The sequence below is a fragment of the Halomonas sp. genome (assembly GCF_052095765.1).
Lineage (GTDB): Bacteria > Pseudomonadota > Gammaproteobacteria > Pseudomonadales > Halomonadaceae > Halomonas.
Genome location: NZ_JBQDJZ010000024.1, coordinates 1 through 21705, shown reverse-complemented (window position 1 = coordinate 21705; position 21705 = coordinate 1). Strand labels below are relative to the sequence as shown.

Below are 21705 nucleotides of genomic sequence, written 5' to 3'. Positions count from 1 at the left end.
ATCAGTCTAGCTTTACTGCTGGCGAGCTGCGCCTCATCGCCACAGCAGCAAAGCGTGTCGCGCCACAGCGGGGCAATTGCCGGCAACTGGATTACCATCAAGCAGGGTGACACCCTGGGTGAAATTGCCAAGCAGGCTGATGTTCCTCTACTGCGCCTACAGCGCTTTAACCCCGGCGTCCAAAGTCGCGAGCTGGCTGTTGGGCAGCGTATTCTAGTACCCCATAGTACAGAGCGCGCACCTTCTGGTGGGCCTTACCGCTACCGGATTCGCCCCGGTGATACCTTCAGCAAGGTGGCCCGGCATTTCGGCACCTCACCCATCACTATTGTCGCCGCCAATAGCAATGTTGACCCCTCGGGGCTGGCGGTTGGTCAACTGGTCGATGTGCCGTTGAAATCAGGCACTGGAGGTGGCACCTCCAGTGTGGCGAGGTCTTCCCGCAAAAGCGCCACACTACCCGACCCCGGGCCGCTGCCTAAAACTGGCACAAGCTGGAGCTGGCCACTGACGGATTACAGCATTACGCGGCGCTTCGGCAAGGATAGCCGCGGCACCCTACAGCCCATGCTGTTAAGCACTAACAGAGGTGCCAGGGCAAGTGCGGTCAACGACGGAGAAGTGAGGTTTGCCGATAGCATGCGCCAGCTGGGGCAGGTGGTGATTGTGCACCATGAAGGCAATTTGCAGAGCGTCTATGCCAACTGCAAGGAATTGCTGGTCAAGAGCGGCGCCAAGGTAAACCGTGGCAACCCGCTGTGTGAGGTGGATGTTAACGAGCGAGGCCAGACCGAGCTACTATTTGATATGCGCCACGGGGGTAAGCCCATCGATCCTGCCCTTCTATTGCGCTGATTAACGTTACGCCCTGACCGGGCTGCTATGGTCAGGGCGCTTCTTATTGTCTGTAATCAACCGGCCTAGATAACGGTATAATTTAGTCTGTTATTTAGCGCTGATAGCCGGACTGAACAAACGGCATCTTGCTAATTGTCATGAGTAGACGCTTACCACGCACCTCGGCATAAACAGTATTGCCAATCTCTGCCTCAGACACGCTGACATAACCCATGGAAACAGGTTTGCCGACGCAGGGACCAAAGCCACCGGAAGTCACACGGCCAATGGCCTGCCCGTTGGCATCGAACAACTCAGTGCCTTCGCGCACCGGAGCCCGGCCCTCGCCCAGCAAACCCACACGCCTGCGCTTGGCACTTTTGTTAGCGAGCTGCTCAACGATGATATCGGCACCCGGAAAACCGCCCTCCCGCTCACCACCCTGACGCCGCGACTTGCCGATGGCAAAGTTCAGACCGGCCTCCACCGGTGTGGTGGTTTTATCAATATCATTTCCATACAAGCACAGCCCCGCTTCCAGACGCAGCGAATCACGCGCCCCAAGACCAATGGCTTCGACCTCTTCTTCAGCTAGCAGCCGACGTGCCAAGGCATCTGCCTGATCGGCCGCTACAGAGACTTCAAAACCGTCCTCACCGGTATAGCCGCTGCGGCTGATCCACACCGGCATGCCGTCAATATCGAAATGACCGTGCTGCATGAACACCAGATCACAAGCCTCAGGACACAGCCGCCCCATCACCTCGGCAGCCTTGGGGCCTTGAACCGCCAACAGTCCGCGATCGAGTACCTCCAGCGCATTATCAGGAAGCTCGCGACGCAGGTGCTCAATATCGTCATGTTTACAGGCGGCATTGACCACGAGATACAGATGGTCGCCGGCATTGACGATCATGAAGTCGTCAAGGATGCCACCCGCTTCATTGGTGAACATACCGTAGCGCTGCATTCCTTCAGCCAGTCCTGTCACATCAGCAGGAACTAGACGCTCAAGGGCCTTAGCTGGATTGTCACCGCGCAGCAGCAGCTGCCCCATGTGCGAGACATCGAACACTCCACAGGCGCTGCGAGTGTGTTCATGCTCCCGCTTGACGCCTAGCGGATATTGCACCGGCATTTCATAGCCGGCAAAAGGCACCAGCTTTGCGCCCAGTTCAACATGCAATTCATACAGCGGTGTACGGTTCAATTGGGTCATGCTCATTACTCCTCAAGGAAATAGCGCAGCATAAACACCTGCGGCTAAAACAAGAGAGGTGCCCCGCAGGGCACCTCTCGAACCTGAACCCGGGGCTCAGGCCTTATCGTGATCAAGCTCTTCGCCCGGCAGGATATCCTCGCCGTTGAAGTAGGCCTTGGCCAGTTTGAACACCACTGGCGACAGCAGCGCCAAAGCGATGAGGTTCGGAATTGCCATCATGGCGTTGAAAGTGTCGGCCATCAGCCAGATAAAACCAAGCTGTGCCATGGCACCCACCGGTACAGCGAGTACGAACAACACACGGTACAACATGATGGAGCGCGTGCCGAACAGGAACTGGAAACACTTCTCACCATAGAAGGACCAGCCGAGGATGGTGGTAAAGGCGAAAATAGACAGCACTATGGATACGATCGCCTCGCCATAGCCGGGTAGCGCATTATCAAACGACAGTGCCGTCAGCGATGCACCCGCCTCTCCCGTTTGCCATACCGGCGCAGTCAGGATGACCAGCGCGGTGATGCTACATACCATGATGGTGTCAATAAAGGTACCTAGCATGGCAATCAAGCCCTGACGTACAGGGTTCTTGGTCCTGGCTGCGGCGTGGGCGATAGGCGCACTACCCAGGCCCGCCTCGTTAGAGAAGATACCGCGCGCCACGCCAAAACGGATCGCCGCCATCACCGCTGCACCGGCAAAGCCACCCAACGCTGCATGCGGATTGAAGGCATAGTAGAAAATGCTGCTAAAAGCCCCGGGAATCTGATCAGCCTGTATGATCAGCACCACGATACCGGCCACGATATAGGCAATGCCCATAATCGGAACCAGCTTTCCGGCCACCTTGGCGATCCGTTTGATACCTCCCAGGATCACTGCACCAGACAACAGCATGATGACAATGCCGGTTACCATGGGCGGAATGCTGAAACTGCTCTCAAGTGCATCGGCTACTGAGTTTGACTGCACGGTATTACCAATGCCGAAAGCTGCGACCGCACCAAAGAAAGCAAAGGCGGCGCCCAACCACAACCACTTACGTCCCAGGCCATTTTTGATGTAGAACATCGGTCCGCCGATGTGGTTGCCGGTAGAGTCTGTTTCACGGAAGCGTACCGCCAACACCGCTTCAGCAAACTTGGTTGCCATACCGACTAGGGCAGTAATCCACATCCAGAACACCGCACCCGGACCACCTAGTGCAATGGCGGTAGCCACACCCGCAATATTACCCGTACCAATGGTTGCTGAGAGCGCCGTCATCAGCGCATTAAACGGCGAAATCTCACCGTCGTCGTCTGTTTTGCTTTTTCCGCTTGGCGTGTGCTTTTCATCACGCCCCTGCCACATTAGCTTGAAGCCCGTGCCGAGCTTGCGGATCGGCAGCAGCTTCAGACCCAGCTGCAAGTAAATGCCGACACCGAGCAACAGTATAAGCATCAATGGTCCCCAGACCACACCGTTGATCTGAGTGAATATATTGTTCAGAGTATCCACAAACGTCTCCTAGATATTTTTAGCTTTTTATGCAAAAGAAAAACACCGGCAAGACCGCACAGTCACAACTGGTGCAGCGGCCAATCGTACTCTTTTATGCAACAGCGACGCCAATAATAACGGATCACAGCGTTGACACACCCCCAAACAACACAACGATAGACAGTATTCACTGTAGATAAAACTATTTGGTACTATCCCGGCTTACCATGTTTCCTATTGGAAACGGAGTATTACTGGTATGACCCATGCATCTGGCACCAGTAACAAAAGACCCTCACGGTATGCCTAACTTTCTCCTGCCTTGCTATAATTACCACTGTCTGCCCTAGCAGTCGCGCCACCGCTGGACGGAAGCACTATCCCAAGCCATGCAGCTTACCGACACCAGGGCGGCCAGGTCTTCTCTCTTGATCCGAGTCTCGCCAATACGGTTCAATGGCAGTAGGATTCAAGAACCATTGAAACTTTTTCGTATAGGAAACAACCCATGAGTTCAATTCCCACCGAACTGCGCTATGCCAAAAGTCACGAGTGGACCAGAGACAACGGTGACAGCACCGTCACCATCGGTATCACCGAACATGCCCAGGAAGCTCTCGGGGATGTGGTCTTTGTCGAGTTGCCCGAGGTTGGCACCCATCTGTCCATAGGAGACGAGTTTGGCGTTGTGGAGTCCGTCAAGGCGGCATCTGACCTGTACTCACCGGTTGCGGGTGAAGTGCTCGAAGTCAACGAAGCTCTGGAGGATTCGCCGGAGTCCATCAATGAGTCGCCTTACGGGGACGCCTGGATCATGAAGCTGCGTCTAGACAACCCCGAGGATCTCGAGGCGCTACTCACCGCCGATGGCTACAAAGCCTTTATTGAAACCGAAGACTGATAGCAAGGCGCCGGGGAACCTTTGCTGCCCCGGCAGTTATCCTGCTCAGGCTTAACCGATACAGCGATCTGCTACCACCGACAGGGTATTCCATGGCTTTCGATACTAGAAGCTTGGCCGACCTGGCCAACCACGACGCTTTTATTGCACGCCACAACGGCCCACGGGCTGACGATGCGGCAAAAATGCTCGACACACTTGGTCTGGACGGCATCAAGGAGCTGCTGCAACGCACGGTCCCTGCCGACATCCGTCTGGCCGACGAGCTCGAACTTGATCCGCCGCGCAGCGAAGCCGTGGCACTGGACTATCTGTATCGGCTGGCCCGCCAGAACCGCGTCGCAAAATGCTACATCGGACAGGGCTATTACGACACTCTGTTGCCGGCTGTCATTCAGCGTAACGTGCTGGAAAATCCGGGCTGGTATACTGCTTACACGCCTTATCAGCCGGAGATTTCCCAGGGCCGCTTGGAAGGCCTGCTGAACTTCCAGCAGATGGTCATGGACCTGACCGGCATGGAGCTGGCCAACGCCTCACTGCTCGACGAAGCCACCGCCGCCGCTGAGGCCATGGCACTGTGCCGCCGCGCCAACAAACGGACCAAGAGCAATGCCTTCTTCGTCGCTGATGATATCTTCCCGCAGTCGCTGGATGTGATGCGCACCCGTGCCCACTATTTCGGTTTCGAGCTGATCATCGCCCCGGCCGAAGAACTCGCCGAGCACGATGTTTTCGGCGCCCTGTTCCAATACCCCGGTCAGAGCGGTGAGGTACGCGACCTCGCTCCTCTGCTGGCACAGGCCAGCGAGCGCGGCGTAATGACTGCCGTCGCTGCCGACATCATGTCGCTAGTGCTGCTCAAGGAGCCCGGTGCGCTGGGTGCCGATATCGTGGTCGGCTCGGCCCAACGCTTCGGAGTGCCCATGGGCTTCGGTGGCCCCCACGCAGCCTTTTTTGCTACCACCGACAAACTCAAGCGCTCCATTCCTGGGCGTATCATCGGCGTGTCCAAGGACAGCCGTGGCGAGGTTGCTCTGCGCATGGCCATGCAGACCCGCGAGCAGCATATCCGCCGCGAGAAGGCCACCTCGAACATCTGTACCGCCCAGGCGCTGCTGGCTAACATCGCCGGTTTCTACGCCGTCTACCATGGCGCCGAAGGCCTGCGCACCATTGCCGGTCGCATCCATCGCCTGACCACCATCCTTGCTGAAGGTCTCACACGTGGCGGCGTGACTCTGGCACATGACAGCTGGTTTGACACCCTGCGCCTGACCGGTATCGATGCGCGCAAGATCCACGGTCGTGCCATGGCCCACGACGTCAATCTGCGCTACTTCGACAACGGCGACATTGGCTTGAGCATTAACCAGACGACCACAGCCCACGACCTGGCGCTGCTATTGGACATCCTGCTCGATGAAGAGCACGGCCTGTCGGTCACCGCGCTTGACGAAGACATCACCCGCCAGGGCAAATCCGGCATTCCGGCAGCTTGCCAGCGCACGTCGGACTTCCTGACTCACCCGACGTTCAAGCGCTATCACAGCGAAACCGAGATGCTCCGCTACCTGAAGCGTCTGGAGAACAAGGACCTGTCGCTGGTACATGCGATGATTCCGCTGGGCTCATGCACCATGAAGCTCAACGCCACCACCGAGATGATGCCGATCACCTGGCCTGAGCTGGCACGCATTCATCCCTTCGCGCCCCGCGAACAAGTACCCGGCTACAAGCAGATCATCGATGAGCTGTCCGATTTTCTAGCGGAGATCACCGGCTACGACCACGTCTCCATGCAGCCCAACTCCGGCGCCCAAGGCGAATATGCCGGACTGGTCGCTATTCGTCGCTATCAGCAGGCCCAGGGTCAGCAACATCGTGACATCTGTCTGATTCCTAGCTCAGCCCACGGCACCAACCCAGCGTCTGCGGCCATGGCCAACATGAAGGTCGTTGTGGTGGAGTGCGACGAGGACGGCAACATCGATATTGCCGACCTGAAGGCCAAGGCCGAGCAGCACAGCGACGCCCTCTCGGCCATCATGCTGACTTACCCCTCAACTCACGGCGTGTTCGAAGAAGGCGTCAGGGAAGCGTGCAGCATCGTTCATCAGCATGGCGGCCAAGTCTATATCGACGGCGCCAACATGAACGCCATGGTCGGCCTGGCACGCCCCGGGGACTTCGGCGGCGATGTTTCGCACCTGAACCTGCACAAGACGTTCTGTATTCCACATGGTGGCGGCGGTCCGGGCATGGGGCCAATTGGCGTAAAGTCGCACCTGGCTCCCTATGTTTCAAACCATGTGGTGACGCCGCTGGACGGCGTTGAGCCCGATGCCGGCGCGGTGTCAGCAGCTGCCTACGGCAGCGCCTCGATCCTGCCAATCTCCTGGGCCTACATCAAAATGATGGGCGCGCGGGGGCTACGCGAGGCGTCACAGCTGGCCATTCTGAGCGCCAACTACACTGCCAAGCGCCTGGAGGATCACTATCCGGTGCTGTACAAGGGCCGCAACGGCTACGTCGCTCACGAATGCATCATCGATATCCGTCCGCTCAAGGCTGCGTCAGGTATCAGCGAAGAGGATATCGCCAAGCGCCTGATGGACTTTGGCTTCCACGCTCCGACCATGTCGTTTCCGGTGGCCGGCACACTGATGATTGAGCCCACCGAGTCCGAGTCACTCTACGAGGTCGACCGTTTCTGTGACGCCATGATCGCAATTCGTGAAGAAGTGGCACGGGTGGAATCTGGTGAGTGGCCGCTAGACAACAACCCGCTGGTCAATGCACCGCACACCATGGCCGACCTGATGGATGCCGGCTGGGATCGCCCCTATACGCGCGAACAGGGTGCCTTCCCCTCCGAAGCCGTTAAAGCCAGTAAGTACTGGCCTGCGTCAAACCGGGTCGATAACGTGCTTGGTGACCGCCAACTGATCTGCTCCTGCCCGAGCATTGATGCGTACCGTGACTGATCACACCAACCTCGAATAGTCGCCTCGGTGTATCACATACAGGCCCCGCCAATGCGGGGCCTGTTTCTTTCAGAACGCCTGCCACTCCTGCTGGCGATGTTCGCGGAACGCTTCCAGCAGACGTAAATAACGCAACGGCAAGCGACTGTTGCGCAGTGTTGCCAGATACAAGGTTTCACTGAGCGAATGAGGCAGGCTCAGCTCCCTCACCTGTCGCTGCCAGGGCGAGGTTTCAAGCACTAGCCGCGACACCACGGTGAAGCCTAGCCCCCTGGCCACCGCATCCAGCACCGCACTGACCTCGCTGGTAAACCCCTGGCTCGGGATATGGCGCATGGAACGGAATTCACCGGGAAAATTCTGGCGCAACAGTGTTGCTGCTAGATCACTACCGCCGGTGTAGCCTATATAGCCGATGCCCATTAGCTCAGTCAGCCCGCTACCGGTGAAGTCAGCGGGTACCAACAGGCACAGCGGCTCCTGATGCCACGCCTCGCAGCTTATGTCAGGATGGCGCACCGAATCGGTAACAATGCCCACATCATGACGCCCCGCCACCAGATCCGACACAATGTCATGGTTAAATGAGAAGCTGTAATTAATTGTCAACCCAGTACGCATCTGCTGCTGGCCCAGCAGGAACGGATACAGCATCACACCGACACTGCCTGGTGATGCCAGACGACACTCGCCGCTGTCCAGGCTCTCATCGTCTAGCGAATGGAAAAACTGCTCATGCTCTGCAAAAAGCCGCAGCGCGTAATCGTAACTGCGCCGGCCGGTTTCGGTCAGGCAGAAACGTCGACCCTGTCGCTCCAGCAGTGGCATCCTCAGGTAGTCTTCCAGCTTGCGGATATGCTGGCTCACGCCGGGTTGCGTCATGCCTAGTCGCTGGGCAGTGCGTGTAAAACTGCCGGTTTCTACCAGCGTGATGAAGGTACGGAAATACTGCGCATTGAACATGAAGCCTCTCTGGCTCGGTCAGTAGCATGATTTGATGTCATTCTGCCCTACGGTAACAACCCGGCAAATACTGTGGCTCTGCTGACGGCATGATAGCATCGGCATACCTGTCGGCCAGCATCCATGCTCAGTCGGCTTACCAGACACTATCGATACGGAATCACTGAATGGCCAACACGCTCTCCACCACGATTTCACCCGAAGGTAGTCTCGAGATTCTCTCCAAACACGAGGTTAATCGCCTGCATGACACCTCGCGTAGCGGCCTTCACTCGGTCCTGCGCAGCTGTGCACTGGCCGTGCTGAGTTCCAGCAAGCCCAGCGACAGCGGTCTGGCACTGCTGGAAGCCTATCCCGATTTTGATATCGAAGTGCACCAGCAGGACCGTGGCGTACGCCTGAAGCTGACCAATGCCCCGGCAGAGGCATTTGTCGATGGCCAGATGATTCGCGGTATTCGCGAGCACCTGTCATCAGTACTGCGTGACATTGTTTATGTCTATAACGAAATCCAGGGCCACGACCGCTTCGACCTGAACACCAGCGAAGGCACCACTAACGCGGTGTTCCACATATTACGCAAAGCCGGTACGCTGCAAGCGAACCTCGATCCAAGCCTGGTGGTCTGCTGGGGTGGCCATTCCATCAGCCGTGAGGAGTACGACTACTCCAAGGCAGTTGGCTACCAGCTGGGGCTGCGCGAGCTAGACATCTGCACAGGCTGTGGCCCCGGAGCCATGAAAGGCCCCATGAAAGGCGCCAACGTGGCCCACGCCAAACAGCGTCGCAGCCACGGCCGCTATCTGGGCGTGTCAGAGCCGGGCATCATCGCTGCTGAGGCGCCGAACCCGATCGTCAATGAACTGGTAGTGATGCCAGACATTGAAAAACGCCTGGAAGCCTTCGTGCGTCTTGGCCATGCCATCATCATCTTCCCCGGTGGTGTAGGTACAGCTGAAGAAATTCTGTATCTGATGGGCATTCTGATGCACCCAGACAACGCCGACATGGAGCTGCCCGTGGTGTTTTCCGGCTTGAGCGAGTCGGCCGAGTACTTCCAGCGCATCGACGAATTTCTGGTTTATAGCCTGGGTGAGGACGTCCGCCGTCACTATCACATCATCATCGATGATCCGGTGGAGGTTGCCCGATTCGTGCGCAGCGGTGTAGATCGGGTTACCGGCTATCGTGTGTCGCGCAAGGATGCCTTTTACTATAACTGGCGGCTGACCATTGCACGCGACTTCCAGAAGCCTTTTGACCCAACCCACGAATCGATGGGTGCACTCGCCCTGCATCGTGATCAGCCGCCCCATGAGCTGGCAGCCAACCTGAGGCGGGCCTTTTCAGGCATTGTGGCAGGCAATGTAAAAGAGCGCGGTGTACGCCTCATTGAAGCCCACGGCCCCTTCCCACTACACGCTGAACCCGATCTGATGCAGCGGCTGGATACGCTACTGACATCCTTTGTGGCCCAGGGCCGGATGAAGCTTGAGGGCGACTACACGCCCTGCTACACCCTGGTCTGATGCTTTCCGCCCCGGCACACGGCTTACTCTTTGAAGCCTCTGACGCTCAGTCAGGCTGGGGCATCCACCACAACCATAGCGCATAGCCTAACAGCCCAGTGCCGGCACCGTAGGCAATCAGCAGCTCCCAGCCGATCCAGCCACCGCTGAGCAGATACACCAGGCCGATGACCGCCACACCGCCAATAAAACAGGCTAAAAGCCGTCTGGTCAGTAACGGCAGACGCTTGCGAGCCGCTGCCGACAGCTGACGCCACTGAAAAAAACCAGCGACAGCAACAGCCAGTGCAAAAGCCAGCGCCAAACTCAGGCGCGTTTCGTACCCGCCCACCACAAAGCGCGGCACATTACACAGGATCACCAGCACCAGTCCCAGCATCAGGCTAACGCGCTCAGCGGTGGCCGATAGTTTCTGATTGCTGCTCATGCCACACCCAGCTGCTGTTCAGCGATCCAAGTTTCCACCCAGGGGATAGCCGCGTCATCGGCCATAACGGTTTCCATGGCATCGATTTCCAACCGCTCACCCAGACGGACCGCACCTAAGCCCCGCAGCAGCTCGTCCAGGGCGCGGCCAGCACCGCAGAAGGAGTCAACATAGGAGCTGTCACCCAACGCTATCAGCCCATAGCGCAGCTCGACGAGTGAAGGACTGACCTCCTGCAGCTCTCGCAACATGCCAGTCAGGTTACCGGGGAAGTCTCCTGAGCCGGTGGTAGAGGTGCAGAACAGAGCAAGGTCAGTGGGTGTTTCCAGTAAATCGGCCAGTGCCGGTTGATCAAAAATTGCCACCTCATAACCGGCCTGTTCAAACAGGGGCTGAACCTGTTCAGCAACGTCCAGGGCGCCACCGTACATGGTGCCTACGAATATTTTCACTAACGCCATATCGTGGGTTTACCTGAATAGTCTAAGAGTTTTTAGTGCGGCTCACAGGCGACATCGCCGCTGCTGGTGCGAGCCATTATGCAAAAAGTGTCGTGTCAAAAATGTATTGCCTGCTAATAACCTAGTATAATAGTCAGATATTATAGCAAGCCCCCCTGACCAATAAAACGGAGGCACCATGGTACAGACCTTCGAAGCCTGGATCACACCCATCATGATCGGTGGCCTGATCTTGTTCATGTGCTTCATCATCTGGGACTTGGCCAAAAAATCCCAAGCTGGACGATTTGGTACCATCATTCTATTTGTTGTACTGGGTGCTGGTATGCTGGGCTATGTACTCAAGGTAGTCATCACCTGGCTCCTGGAAGCCCAGCTCATCTGAGCCGGAGAGACAGCATTACCCTCACTAAAATGCCGATGCTGCTATCAGGCAACATCGGCATCTTGCGCCTCACTGCAGGCTGCAGGCCTCCTCAGTCAGGCGCCATATCCTGTTTTTCAACCAGTCGTTTTAGCTTCTGGCCCGGCCGGAAGGTCACCACGCGACGCGCCGAAATCGGGATCTCCTCGCCCGTTTTTGGATTGCGACCGGGGCGTTCGCTCTTGTCCCGCAGGTCGAAATTGCCAAAGCCCGACAGTTTGACCTGCTCATTTTCGCGCAGCGACGCACGAATCTCCTCAAAGAAAGATTCCACCATGGTCTTGGCCTCTCGCTTGCTCAGGCCAAGCTCTTCATACAGATGTTCGGCCAACTCGGCCTTGGTCAAGGCACCCATATCGCATTCCTCGCGCAGATGGTTGGTCCTCGCCGGCGGACGCTTATGCACGCAAACTGGCTCCTAGCTTCTGCCGGGATGTTTCGACAATAGTGTCAACTAACGGGTTGATTTCCTCGTCATTCAGCGTGCGCGAAGGATGCTGCCAGGTCAAGCCCAGCGCGACACTCTTGTAGCCGTCGGCAACGCCCTGCCCCTGATAGACATCAAACAGATGCGCCTGCGCCAACCATTCACCGCCACCCTCTTGCACCAGGTCCAGCAGCGCCTGAACCGGGCAAGACTCTTCGACAAGGAAAGCCAGGTCACGGCGTACTTCAGGAAAGCGTGACAGAGTGGTAAATGCCGGCACCTGACCCTCCGTGAGCTTATCCAGCCGCACCTCGAACATCACTGCATCACGCTTCAAGTCAAGCTCAGCACGAACTGCTGGATGCAGCGTGCCAACCCAGCCTGCTTCCTCACCGTTGCAAAGCAACCGTGCAGACTGGCCAGGGTGCAGCGCCGGATGCTCAGCCGCCTCAAAGCGCCATGCATCAGGATTGCCACCCATGGCCAGCAGGCTTTCAAGATCACCTTTCACATCAAAGAAATCGACCTGCTGATTGTCGCTGCTCCAGCCTTCAATATGACAGGGACCACAGGCCAGACCACCAAACATCGGCAGCTGACCCAGCGCATCCAGCTCGCCTCTGAACACCAGACCGGTTTCAAACAGGCGCACCCGTGATTGCTGACGATTGAGGTTATGCTGCAGGGCTCGCACTAGCCCCGGAAACAGACTGGCACGCATCACTGACAGATCGTGGGAAATGGGGTTCGCCAATACCGGTGACAGCGCATCAGGCAGCAAGGCACGTTGCAGCTCTGGAGCGACAAAGCTGTAGGTCACGGCTTCAAAATAACCGCGTGCCACCATCTGCCGACGCAGCAGGCTTACAGGCGTTCGTGCTTCATCATTACTTTTCAAGCTCAGACTTGCCTGGGGCCGTCGTGATGGCAGTTGGTTATAGCCATGAATACGCGCGACTTCTTCGATCAAGTCCTCTTCGATGGCGATATCGAAACGCCAGCTCGGCACCCGGGCACGCCAGCCCGCCTCTTCACTTTCAACAACCATGCCAAGACGCTCAAGAATCTCGACCACTTCTGTGCTATCGATCACCTTGCTCAAGGCCTGATCCAGGCGAGCACGACGCAACATTATGCTCAACTCATCAGTTGGCTGTGCGATTTCACCCGCCTCGACCAGCGGACCGGGTTCTCCACCCGTAATAGCAATCAGCAACGCCGTAGCGCGCTCTGCTGCGAGGCGCGGCAGCTCAGGATCCACGCCACGCTCAAAGCGGTGCGAAGCATCGGTATGCAATCCGTGCTGGCGTGCCTGGCTGGCAACCACCAGCGGCGAGAAATGAGCCGCTTCCAAGAACACATCGCGGGTGGCTGCATTGACACCTGAGTCCTCTCCGCCCATAACGCCGGCGATGGCCAGCGGCGCCTTTTCGTCAGCAATCACCAGCGTGGCCTCATCTAGCGAAATATCCTGCCCGTCCAACAGCACCAACTGTTCACCGGAAAGGGCACGCCTCACAATCACCGCGCCATCAAGATTGGCTAGGTCGAAAGCGTGCAGCGGCTGTCCCAGTTCAAGCATCACGTAGTTAGTCACATCCACGACCGGATCGATGGAGCGAATGCCACTACGGCGCAGCCGCTCGACCATCCACAGCGGCGTCTCGGCAGTGACATCAACACCCTTGATCAGTCGACCGATATAGCAGGGGCAGCCATCACTGTCTTCAACCCGAACCTCGAAGCTTTCGGAATGGGTTGGAGCCACAGCATCAATCTCAGGTCCTGTGACCGCCAGACGGTTTAACACCCCAACTTCCCGCGCCAGTCCTTTCACGCTGAGGCAGTCTCCGCGGTTAGGCGTGAGATCTAGCTCCAGCGTATGGTCATCCAACCCCATCCAAACCCGAAAATCTTCGCCCAGCGGGGCCGTGTCCGAGAGCACCAGAATGCCCTCAGACGCCTCTTCCTCAAGGCCCAGCTCCGATGCAGAACAGATCATTCCGCGGGACTCAGCGCCACGCAGCTTGGCCTTTCTGATCTTAAAATCACCAGGTAGCACGGCACCAACCCGGGCAAAGGCGATGGTCTGGCCAGACGCCACATTAGGCGCACCGCACACTACCTGAACGGGCTCTCCGCTGCCGTCCTCCACCTGGCATAGGCTCAATTTGTCCGCATCTGGATGTTGGGTACACTCCAGCACCTTGGCCACCACAACACCGCTGAACGCTGCCGCTACCGGTTCGATGCCATCAACCTCAAGGCCAGCCATCGTAACCTGGTCGGCCAATGCCTGAGTACTCAGCGCGGGAGACACCCATTCACGCAGCCACTGTTCAGAAACTTTCATGACAACTCCTGTCTGTGCTTATCCGCTGTACTTAATCTTGGCAAACGATCAGGCGAACTGGCGCAAAAAGCGCAGGTCGTTGTCGAAGAACAGCCGCAAGTCATTGACGCCATAACGCAGCATCGCCAAACGCTCTGCCCCCATGCCAAAGGCAAAACCGGTATAGCGCTCAGTATCGATACCAACGTGATCAAAGACCGCAGGATGGACCATGCCGCAGCCCAGCACCTCAAGCCAGCCGGTGTGCGAACACACCCGGCAGCCGTCACCGGCGCACATCACGCACTGGATATCCACCTCTGCCGAGGGCTCGGTGAAGGGAAAATATGACGGCCGGAAGCGCACAGAGAGATCATCACGCTCAAAGAAAGCGTGAAGAAAGTCCTCAAGCGTGCCCTTGAGATCAGCAAAGCTGACGTTTTCATCGACCAGCAGACCCTCAACTTGATGAAACATCGGCGTATGGGTCAGGTCGGAATCACTGCGGTAGACCCGTCCCGGGCAAACAATCCGAATCGGTGGCGACTGCGCTTCCATAGTGCGCACCTGTACCGGCGAGGTGTGCGTACGCAGCAGCCGCGTGGCATCAAAATAGAACGTATCTGCCATGCCTCGGGCCGGGTGATGGGCCGGTATATTCAGCGCTTCGAAATTGTGGTAATCATCTTCAATTTCAGGCCCAGTTGCCACGTCAAAACCAATCCGCGTAAACAGCGCCTCGATACGCTCCAGCGTGCGCGTTACCGGATGCAAGCCGCCGTCTGGCTGGTTGCGGCCGGGCAAGGTTACATCAACACGTTCAGCCGCGAGCCGCTGCGCCAGCGCGGTAGTCTTGAGAGATGTCTTGCGCGCGTCAAGCGCTTGGGCAAGCTGGTGCTTTGCCTGGTTGATTCGCTCACCAGCGGCCGGACGCTCTTCCGCCGGCAAACGACCAAGCCCTTTGAGCAACGCTGTTATCTCGCCCTTCTTACCGAGATAGTGCACACGAACATGATCGAGTGCGGCGATATCTTCGGCGGTGTCAATGGCCTGACGCGCCTCGCTGACCAGGGTAGGAAGATGCTCCATCCGTTGATGCTCCGAATTCAGAATAGTGGGCCTGCCATACAAATCGCAGCGCAAACAAGCGCGCCACCGTGTCACCAAGCACAAAGCCAGCCGAAGGTACCGCGCCTGCCAGCCTGTACCAGAAAAATCTGCGTGTCGCAAAAAAACAGGGGAAGAGCGGCTGCTCTTCCCCTGCTGCGATCGTCATCGGTGTCTGCCTTTGAGACAGGCACCGACACTATCACTTTGACTTACTGGGTAGCGGCAGCCTTGGCCTTCTCGACGATGGCAGCAAAAGCAGCCTTCTCGTGAACGGCCAGATCCGCCAGTACCTTACGGTCAATTTCGATACCGGCTTTCTTCAGGCCGCCAACAAAGCGGCTGTAAGACATACCGTGCTGACGTGCACCCGCGTTGATACGCTGAATCCACAGTGCGCGGAACTGACGCTTGCGCTGGCGGCGGTCACGATAGGCATACTGACCGGCCTTGATAACCGCCTGCTTGGCAACGCGAAAAACGCGCGAACGGGCACCGTAGTAGCCCTTGGCTTGCTTGAGAATCTTCTTGTGACGACGACGAGCGACGACACCGCGCTTGACTCGAGTCATGATTTAACTCCTGACAAAAAAGTGGGTTCCAAGGGGTTACAGGTACGGAAGCATCCGCTCAATGAGCTGCTTATCCGCATCGTGCACCTGTTTCATACCGCGCAGTTGACGCTTCCGCTTGGTCGACTTCTTGGTCAGGATGTGGCTGCGAAATGACTGCTTGTGCTTGAAGCCATTTGCCGTCTTCTTGAAGCGCTTGGCTGCGCCACTATTGCTCTTGATTTTCGGCATGAGATGAACTCCGCTCGAGGTTATTGAGAAAATCCAAGGCCAATGACTGACACTGTTATGCCAGCCATTCGTTAACAACGCCGTCGGATCACTTCTTTTTTGGGGCAATGATCATGATCATCTGCCGACCTTCCATTTTTGGGAAGGACTCCACGGTACCGATCTCATCGAGATCAGCAGCGATACGCTCCATCAGTTTACGACCGAGGTCCTGATGGGCCATTTCACGACCGCGAAAGCGCAGTGTCACTTTGCCCTTGTCGCCACCTTCAAGGAAACGAATCAGGTTCTTCATCTTGACCTGATAGTCGCCCTCGTCGGTGCCAGGTCGGAATTTGACTTCCTTGACCTGAATCTGCTTCTGCTTTTTCTTCTGAACCGCCTTTTGCTTTTTCTGCTCAAAGACGAACTTGCCATAATCCATGATCTTACAGACGATCGGATCGGCATTTGAAATCTGTACGAGATCCATACCTTCAGCTTCAGCACGCTCCAGGGCGTCGGTTGTATCGACCACCCCCAGCTGTTCACCGTCACTGCCAATCAGGCGTACCTGATCCTCGATAATGCGCTCGTTCATTGGGGGACGCTTGTCCTGCGTGCGGCCTCTCGGATTGCTTCTCTTGATGGTTCCGTCTCCAGTTCAGTTGGAAGATGTCGTTACTTGCGCTCGGCCTGAACCCGCTCGATGAAGTCATCGATCGGCATGGTGCCGAGGTTTTCGCCAGTGCGCGTACGCACGGCTACTGAGTCAGCTTCGACTTCCTTATCTCCCACCACCAGGAGATAGGGGACCTTTTGCAAGGTGTGCTCGCGGATCTTAAAGCCGATCTTCTCGTTTCTCAAGTCTGCCTTGGCTCTCAGGCCAAGTTTTTGCATCCGCGACTCGATGGCGAGAGTATATTCGCGCTGAGCGTCAGTAATATTGAGTATGGCCACCTGCTGAGGTGCTAGCCACAACGGCATGGCGCCAGCGTAGTGCTCAATCAGGATCCCCAAGAATCGCTCGAAAGAGCCCAGGATGGCACGGTGCAACATGACTGGCGTCTTGCGAGTACCGTCTTCATCGACAAATTGCGCGTCAAGGCGACCCGGCAGGTTGAAGTCCAGCTGTAGTGTACCGCACTGCCACACACGATTCAGACAGTCGCGCAGTGAAAATTCGATTTTCGGACCGTAGAAGGCTCCTTCACCCGGCTGCAGCTCCCAGTCATGACCGGTCGCATTCAATGCTGCCTCAAGCCCCGCCTCCGCGCGATCCCACACCTGCGGCTCACCCATGAAGTCGTCGGGCCGGGTCGAAAGCTTGAGCTCGACATCCTCAAAGCCCAACTCCTTGTACACCTTGAGCGTCAAGGCGATGAAGTCTTCGGCCTCGGCCTGGATCTGGCCTTCAGTACAGAAAATATGCGCATCATCCTGGGTAAACCCACGCACCCGCATCAAACCGTGCAATGAGCCGGAAGGCTCGTTGCGGTGGCAGCTGCCAAACTCCGCCAGGCGCAGCGGCAAGTCGCGGTAGCTGCGCAGTCCCTGGTTGAACACCTGAACATGACACGGGCAGTTCATGGGCTTGACGGCGTAATCGCGCTTCTCGGACTCGGTGGTGAACATCAGTTCACTGTAATGCTCCCAGTGGCCGGACGCCTTCCACAGCGACAGATCAACGACCTGAGGTGTCCGAATCTCCTGGTAGCCATTTTCGATCTGCACACGGCGCATATACTGCTCAAGGGCCTGGTACATTGTCCAGCCATTAGGATGCCAGAACACCATGCCCGGCGCCTCTTCCTGCAAATGGAAGAGGTCCATCCGGCGTGCCAGTTTGCGGTGATCCCGCTTTTCGGCTTCCTCGAGGCGTTTGAGATAACCACTCAGCTGCTTTTTATCAGCCCAGGCGGTACCATAAATACGCGTCAGCATGGCGTTATCGGAGTCGCCACGCCAGTATGCCCCAGCCAGTTTGGTCAGCTTGAATGCTTTCAGATGGCGGGTATTGGGGACGTGGGGCCCACGGCACATGTCCGTGTATTCCTGATGATGGTAGAGACGGATAGTCTCTCCCTCGGAAATCTCGCGCACGATCTCCTGCTTGTAAGGCTCGTCGCGGTGCAGAAAGGTCAGCATGGCCTTGTCGCGATCAACATACTCCCGCACAACATCATAGCCGCTATCAATCAGCAGCTTCATACGCGCCTCTATTGCCTCCAGGTCATCTGGAGTGACAGAACGCCCAAACTCAACATCGTAGTAAAAACCATCGGCAATGACCGGACCAATGGCCATCTTAGCATCAGGATACAGCTGCTTGACGGCATGGCCGATCAGGTGCGCACAGGAATGACGGATGATCTCCACCCCTTCCTCATCGCGAGCGGTAATGATCGCCACCTTGGCATCACGATCAATAATATCCGCGGCATCCACCAACGCCCCATCGATACGACCGGCAATACAGGCTTTTGCCAGGCCAGGGCCAATGCTTTCAGCCAACTGCATGATGGAGACCGGGTGGTCAAAATCTCTTTGGCTGCCGTCCGGCAGTGTCACGATGGGCATGTTGAAAATTCCTTGTGCGCAGTGGTGATCCATACCAGGGATCACATGCCGCCGTTGGGGATGGTCTGGATGAGCTTAGTGATGTCAGGCACTATAAAAATGCGCGGTCATTATATCAGAAAAGCTACTGTCAACGCTATTACTGCAGCTTTAATACACAACAAAAGAATCAAAAAAAGGCGCCCGAAGGCGCCTTGCTTTTGGTACGACTTTGGCGTTTAGTGCTTCGATTCAGTGAAGCAGAAAGACACCAAGAAAGTTATTCCCACTCGCCCATTTCTACACGACGGTTCAGAGCACGACCTTCGTTGGTCTCATTTGACGCGATCGGACGCTCTTCACCATAACCCACAGTGGTCATGCGCTGGCCTGAAACACCCTGGGAAGCCAGGAAGGCGGCGACAGAGTCAGCACGGGCCTTGGACAGCTGCTTGTTATAAGCGGCATTGCCAACAGAGTCAGTGTGCCCTTCGATGCGAATACGAACGTTCGGGTTTGCACGCAGCTTCTCAGCCACGCCCAGAAGAATCTGCTGGGCATGAGGCGTCAGACGGGCAGAGTCGAACTCGAAGTTGACGTCACGCAGAACCATGTTATCTACACAGCCCAGAGCGTTGACCGTGGCACCAGCCGGGGTTCCCGGGCACTGGTCCTGATAGTCCGGCACACCGTCACCATCGGAGTCCAGCGGGCAGCCGACAGCATCAACTGCAACGCCGGCCGGGGTGCCGGGGCACTGGTCGATGTTGTCAGGAACGCCATCACCATCGCTGTCCTTGTATTCTGGTGCAGGAGCCGCTTTCTTCGGCTCAGCACACAGCAGTGCACCAATTGCCGCACCAGCAGTTGCACCAATGGCGCCGCCAGACTCCTCATCACTTGAAGAACTAGTGGCGTAACCAATGCCGCCGCCGATCAAGCCTCCGGCAACACCACAAACAACTGGGTGCTGGTACCAAGAACGCGCAGATGAAGAGCTATCTGCAGCACTAGAGGACTGAGAGGCTGAACTGGCACAGCCGGTAAGGCCGACTACCAGAGCAGAACCGATCAACAGGCCTGTTGTAGATTTCTTCATGTAAGACTCCTTCTTAACACAACTCTGGTATGGGCAAATTCATCGTATGCCATCCAGTGAAAGCAATGTATCCGGGCATTCAACACAGACGCCTGCTGGCTGAAAACACTCGAACACCAGAATAAGCTCATAATGCCACAGGATGATTCAACTATTCAGCATACTTAACTCCCTGCAACATCATCCCAAGCTTGCCGAATTCCAACCAATGATGCAATGAAACATGGAACTTTTACAGCATTTTAAGGTATTCACTGATTCCCACCAATCTAACGCGGCCTTTTTCCGGCGACGAAATTCAATGCTGCCTGGGCCGAAGCCTGCACTTCATCACGCATTTCGCTCTCTACTTTCATCCGCTCTCGATCCTCCTGACGACGCTGTGCAGGCGTCAGCGCCATGCGTGCAGAGTGGCTGTGCAAGTGTTGGGTTCGAGCATGCACAGTAGCAAATGCCTTGAACTCAGGCGCGTCAATCAGGCCTGGCTGAATGATATCAAACAGTGTTCGACAGCGCCAAGCGGCTTCCGTTACACCCACCTGCTCTTGAAGCAGCGCTGAAGCTACAAGCTCTAGGTTTTCCAGGCTGTTCTGCGCTGCTCGCCGATCCTCATCGAGACGGAATGCCTTGCGTTTTTTCACCTCCCGCCACAGGTGAAACGCATACCAGGCAAGCCCTGCCGTTACCAGCAGTGCAACGGCAAGAAGAATCACCGCCAGGGTATTCGACATGACAATATCCACTCCTAAAATGTACAGATATTTTATACTGCTCCGGCTACTCACCCAAGTCAGCCGGCGGCGTACGGTAAGGCGCCACACTGAAGATGGCTTGCCCACAATCTACCGCCGGCCTCACTGACAGGCCTTTATTTACATCATTGCACGTCTGGGAGAAACCATGTCACATCCTCGAAAACCCCGGATACCCGCTCCGACATCAACAGCAGCGCGTATCGGCCTTTGGCTTGGCCCGGTATTCCTTCTTATGACACTGGTGATACCCGCTCCCGGAGACATGCCCGCGACAGCCTGGAGCTGTGTTGGTCTGGCTCTGCTGATGGCCACCTGGTGGTCTACCGAAGCCATTCCGATTCCTGTCACGTCGCTTTTGCCAATGGCCATTGCACCGGCACTGGCAGTTGGCGATATTAGAGAAGTGGCCTCCAGCTACGCCCACCCCATCATCTATCTATTTCTGGGTGGTTTTTTGCTGGGTATCGGGATGCAGCGCAGGAACCTGCATCGACGTATCGCCCTCATGGTCTTGCGAGTGGTCGGTCAGGAGCCACGCCGACAGATCGCTGGCTTCATGATTGCTACCGGCTTCCTGAGCATGTGGGTTTCCAACACCGCCACAGCGATCATGATGTTACCCATTGGCATGTCGGTGGTCAGCCTGATTGAAGGAGGCGAACCTGGGGCGCGGCAGCGCTATGCTACCGCCCTACTGCTGGCAATTGCTTACTCTGCCAGCATCGGCGGTGTAGCAACTCTGATCGGCACACCGCCCAACGCTCTGTTGGCGGCCTATCTGTCAGACAGCCGCGGCATCGACCTGGGCTTTGCCCAGTGGATGCTAGTTGGCCTGCCTATTAGCATAGCTATGATGGTAGTCACCTGGTGGTGGCTAACACGCAAAGGCTTCGCCCTTGAAGCAGCACAGGACAGCGCCACACTGATCAAAGGTGAGCTGGCCAAGCTCGGCAAGATGTCAGCAGCAGAGCGCCGCGTCGGCATCATCTTTCTGCTAGCTGCCATCAGCTGGATGGTGCGCCCGCTGATCAATGATATCGGTGTCGACTGGCTATCTGATACCGGCATCGCGATTATTGCCGGCGTTATCCTATTTCTCACACCAGCCGGAGACAACAGCGGCAATCGCCTGCTGAACTGGGGTGATACCCACGACCTACCTGGGGCATCCTCCTGCTGTTTGGTGGTGGCCTGGCGCTGGCCGGAGCCATTACCCGATCTGGGCTTGCCGAGTGGATCGCAGAACAGCTTGGCGTGTTTGGTGTCTTCCCACTGCTGCTGATGGTTGGGATTGTCGTGTTGGTCATCATTTTCCTTACTGAGGTGACGTCCAACACAGCGACTGCGGCCGCCTTTTTGGGCTCTTCGTCGTTGGGTGTGGAATTCGCCCCCTGAGCTGGGCCAGGATATG

At 56.8% G+C, this 21705-nt stretch carries 21 protein-coding genes; 7 read left to right on the top strand and 14 right to left on the bottom strand.

Going from position 1 to position 21705, the window contains the following annotated elements; translation table 11 throughout:
* The first annotated feature begins 54 nt into the window (after positions 1-54).
* On the top strand, positions 55-855 hold the full coding sequence (locus tag ACTH3D_RS05085; protein WP_441665912.1) for a LysM peptidoglycan-binding domain-containing protein: 801 nt from the start codon (positions 55-57) through the stop codon (positions 853-855).
* 94 nt (positions 856-949) lie between these two features.
* Here the strand turns inward: ACTH3D_RS05085 and gcvT are convergent, their stop codons facing one another.
* Positions 950-2056: a glycine cleavage system aminomethyltransferase GcvT gene (gene gcvT, locus ACTH3D_RS05080; protein ID WP_441665910.1), complete on the bottom strand. Its 1107-nt coding sequence runs from the start codon at positions 2054-2056 to the stop codon at positions 950-952.
* A 96-nt stretch (positions 2057-2152) separates the two neighbouring features.
* Positions 2153-3559, bottom strand: a complete 1407-nt coding sequence (locus tag ACTH3D_RS05075) for an alanine/glycine:cation symporter family protein (protein ID WP_441665908.1) — start codon at positions 3557-3559, stop codon at positions 2153-2155.
* Positions 3560-4049: 490 nt separating this feature from the next.
* Here ACTH3D_RS05075 and gcvH point away from each other — a divergent pair, with 490 nt between their 5' ends.
* Positions 4050-4442: a glycine cleavage system protein GcvH gene (gcvH, locus tag ACTH3D_RS05070; RefSeq protein ID WP_441665906.1), complete on the top strand. Its 393-nt coding sequence runs from the start codon at positions 4050-4052 to the stop codon at positions 4440-4442.
* A gap of 92 nt (positions 4443-4534) precedes the next feature.
* Positions 4535-7429 (top strand): aminomethyl-transferring glycine dehydrogenase, encoded by a 2895-nt coding sequence (gcvP, locus tag ACTH3D_RS05065; RefSeq protein ID WP_441665904.1) that lies wholly within the window; start codon positions 4535-4537, stop codon positions 7427-7429.
* A 69-nt stretch (positions 7430-7498) separates the two neighbouring features.
* Here gcvP and ACTH3D_RS05060 read toward each other — a convergent pair whose 3' ends face one another.
* Positions 7499-8392 (bottom strand): LysR family transcriptional regulator, encoded by an 894-nt coding sequence (locus ACTH3D_RS05060; protein ID WP_441665902.1) that lies wholly within the window; start codon positions 8390-8392, stop codon positions 7499-7501.
* A 167-nt stretch (positions 8393-8559) separates the two neighbouring features.
* Between ACTH3D_RS05060 and ppnN the strand changes: the two genes are divergently transcribed.
* Positions 8560-9921 carry a nucleotide 5'-monophosphate nucleosidase PpnN gene (gene ppnN / locus ACTH3D_RS05055; protein WP_441665900.1) on the top strand — a complete coding sequence of 454 codons (1362 nt, stop codon included), beginning with the start codon at positions 8560-8562 and terminating at the stop codon, positions 9919-9921.
* Positions 9922-9967: 46 nt separating this feature from the next.
* On the opposite strand, the gene ACTH3D_RS05050 is transcribed toward ppnN, so the two are convergent.
* Together ACTH3D_RS05050 and ACTH3D_RS05045 are read right to left on the bottom strand one after the other, a co-directional pair.
* Positions 9968-10348: a hypothetical protein gene (locus ACTH3D_RS05050; protein ID WP_441665898.1), complete on the bottom strand. Its 381-nt coding sequence runs from the start codon at positions 10346-10348 to the stop codon at positions 9968-9970.
* Complete coding sequence (locus ACTH3D_RS05045; protein ID WP_441665896.1) at positions 10345-10809, bottom strand: flavodoxin; 465 nt, start codon at positions 10807-10809, stop codon at positions 10345-10347. Before ACTH3D_RS05045 ends, ACTH3D_RS05050 begins: the two co-directional genes overlap by 4 nt.
* Before the next feature lie 178 nt (positions 10810-10987).
* Between ACTH3D_RS05045 and ACTH3D_RS05040 the strand changes: the two genes are divergently transcribed.
* Positions 10988-11194, top strand: a complete 207-nt coding sequence (locus tag ACTH3D_RS05040; protein ID WP_441665894.1) for a DUF2788 domain-containing protein — start codon at positions 10988-10990, stop codon at positions 11192-11194.
* Between the two features lie 91 nt (positions 11195-11285).
* Here the strand turns inward: ACTH3D_RS05040 and ACTH3D_RS05035 are convergent, their stop codons facing one another.
* From ACTH3D_RS05035 to ACTH3D_RS04995, 9 genes are all read right to left on the bottom strand, one after another.
* Entirely contained in the window at positions 11286-11588 is a 303-nt protein-coding gene (locus tag ACTH3D_RS05035; RefSeq protein ID WP_441665934.1) for an integration host factor subunit alpha, read from the bottom strand.
* A gap of 43 nt (positions 11589-11631) precedes the next feature.
* Positions 11632-14013, bottom strand: a complete 2382-nt coding sequence (pheT, locus tag ACTH3D_RS05030; protein ID WP_441665892.1) for a phenylalanine--tRNA ligase subunit beta — start codon at positions 14011-14013, stop codon at positions 11632-11634.
* Positions 14014-14061: 48 nt separating this feature from the next.
* A complete protein-coding gene (gene pheS / locus ACTH3D_RS05025) occupies positions 14062-15081 on the bottom strand; it encodes a phenylalanine--tRNA ligase subunit alpha (protein ID WP_441665890.1) in 1020 nt (339 codons plus the stop codon).
* A gap of 230 nt (positions 15082-15311) precedes the next feature.
* Positions 15312-15671: a 50S ribosomal protein L20 gene (gene rplT, locus ACTH3D_RS05020; RefSeq protein WP_441665888.1), complete on the bottom strand. Its 360-nt coding sequence runs from the start codon at positions 15669-15671 to the stop codon at positions 15312-15314.
* Between the two features lie 36 nt (positions 15672-15707).
* A complete protein-coding gene (rpmI, locus tag ACTH3D_RS05015; protein WP_441665886.1) occupies positions 15708-15902 on the bottom strand; it encodes a 50S ribosomal protein L35 in 195 nt (64 codons plus the stop codon).
* Positions 15903-15990: 88 nt separating this feature from the next.
* Entirely contained in the window at positions 15991-16530 is a 540-nt protein-coding gene (gene infC / locus ACTH3D_RS05010; protein WP_441665932.1) for a translation initiation factor IF-3, read from the bottom strand.
* Between the two features lie 32 nt (positions 16531-16562).
* The gene (gene thrS / locus ACTH3D_RS05005) at positions 16563-18461 is read right to left on the bottom strand and encodes a threonine--tRNA ligase (RefSeq protein WP_441665884.1); all 1899 of its coding nucleotides are present in this window, start codon (positions 18459-18461) and stop codon (positions 16563-16565) included.
* 259 nt (positions 18462-18720) lie between these two features.
* Entirely contained in the window at positions 18721-19539 is an 819-nt protein-coding gene (locus tag ACTH3D_RS05000) for an OmpA family protein (protein ID WP_441665882.1), read from the bottom strand.
* Between the two features lie 269 nt (positions 19540-19808).
* Positions 19809-20270: a DUF2489 domain-containing protein gene (locus tag ACTH3D_RS04995; protein WP_441665880.1), complete on the bottom strand. Its 462-nt coding sequence runs from the start codon at positions 20268-20270 to the stop codon at positions 19809-19811.
* A gap of 169 nt (positions 20271-20439) precedes the next feature.
* Here ACTH3D_RS04995 and ACTH3D_RS04990 point away from each other — a divergent pair, with 169 nt between their 5' ends.
* On the top strand, positions 20440-21576 hold the full coding sequence (locus ACTH3D_RS04990) for an SLC13 family permease (protein WP_441665878.1): 1137 nt from the start codon (positions 20440-20442) through the stop codon (positions 21574-21576).
* Positions 21471-21689: a hypothetical protein gene (locus tag ACTH3D_RS04985; RefSeq protein ID WP_441665930.1), complete on the top strand. Its 219-nt coding sequence runs from the start codon at positions 21471-21473 to the stop codon at positions 21687-21689. Before ACTH3D_RS04990 ends, ACTH3D_RS04985 begins: the two co-directional genes overlap by 106 nt.
* Positions 21690-21705 lie beyond the last annotated feature (16 nt).

Coding starts and splice junctions, on each gene's coding strand:
- ACTH3D_RS05040 (WP_441665894.1), top strand. CDS start 10,988: ATGGTACAGACCTTCGAAGCCTGGATCACACCCATCATGATCGGTGGC.
- gcvH (WP_441665906.1), top strand. CDS start 4,050: ATGAGTTCAATTCCCACCGAACTGCGCTATGCCAAAAGTCACGAGTGG.
- ACTH3D_RS05000 (WP_441665882.1), bottom strand. CDS start 19,539: ATGAAGAAATCTACAACAGGCCTGTTGATCGGTTCTGCTCTGGTAGTC.
- rpmI (WP_441665886.1), bottom strand. CDS start 15,902: ATGCCGAAAATCAAGAGCAATAGTGGCGCAGCCAAGCGCTTCAAGAAG.
- ACTH3D_RS04995 (WP_441665880.1), bottom strand. CDS start 20,270: ATGTCGAATACCCTGGCGGTGATTCTTCTTGCCGTTGCACTGCTGGTA.
- ACTH3D_RS05035 (WP_441665934.1), bottom strand. CDS start 11,588: ATGGGTGCCTTGACCAAGGCCGAGTTGGCCGAACATCTGTATGAAGAG.
- pheS (WP_441665890.1), bottom strand. CDS start 15,081: ATGGAGCATCTTCCTACCCTGGTCAGCGAGGCGCGTCAGGCCATTGAC.
- ACTH3D_RS05060 (WP_441665902.1), bottom strand. CDS start 8,392: ATGTTCAATGCGCAGTATTTCCGTACCTTCATCACGCTGGTAGAAACC.
- gcvP (WP_441665904.1), top strand. CDS start 4,535: ATGGCTTTCGATACTAGAAGCTTGGCCGACCTGGCCAACCACGACGCT.
- ACTH3D_RS05045 (WP_441665896.1), bottom strand. CDS start 10,809: ATGGCGTTAGTGAAAATATTCGTAGGCACCATGTACGGTGGCGCCCTG.
- ACTH3D_RS05050 (WP_441665898.1), bottom strand. CDS start 10,348: ATGAGCAGCAATCAGAAACTATCGGCCACCGCTGAGCGCGTTAGCCTG.
- gcvT (WP_441665910.1), bottom strand. CDS start 2,056: ATGACCCAATTGAACCGTACACCGCTGTATGAATTGCATGTTGAACTG.
- ppnN (WP_441665900.1), top strand. CDS start 8,560: ATGGCCAACACGCTCTCCACCACGATTTCACCCGAAGGTAGTCTCGAG.
- thrS (WP_441665884.1), bottom strand. CDS start 18,461: ATGCCCATCGTGACACTGCCGGACGGCAGCCAAAGAGATTTTGACCAC.
- ACTH3D_RS04990 (WP_441665878.1), top strand. CDS start 20,440: ATGTCACATCCTCGAAAACCCCGGATACCCGCTCCGACATCAACAGCA.
- pheT (WP_441665892.1), bottom strand. CDS start 14,013: ATGAAAGTTTCTGAACAGTGGCTGCGTGAATGGGTGTCTCCCGCGCTG.
- rplT (WP_441665888.1), bottom strand. CDS start 15,671: ATGACTCGAGTCAAGCGCGGTGTCGTCGCTCGTCGTCGTCACAAGAAG.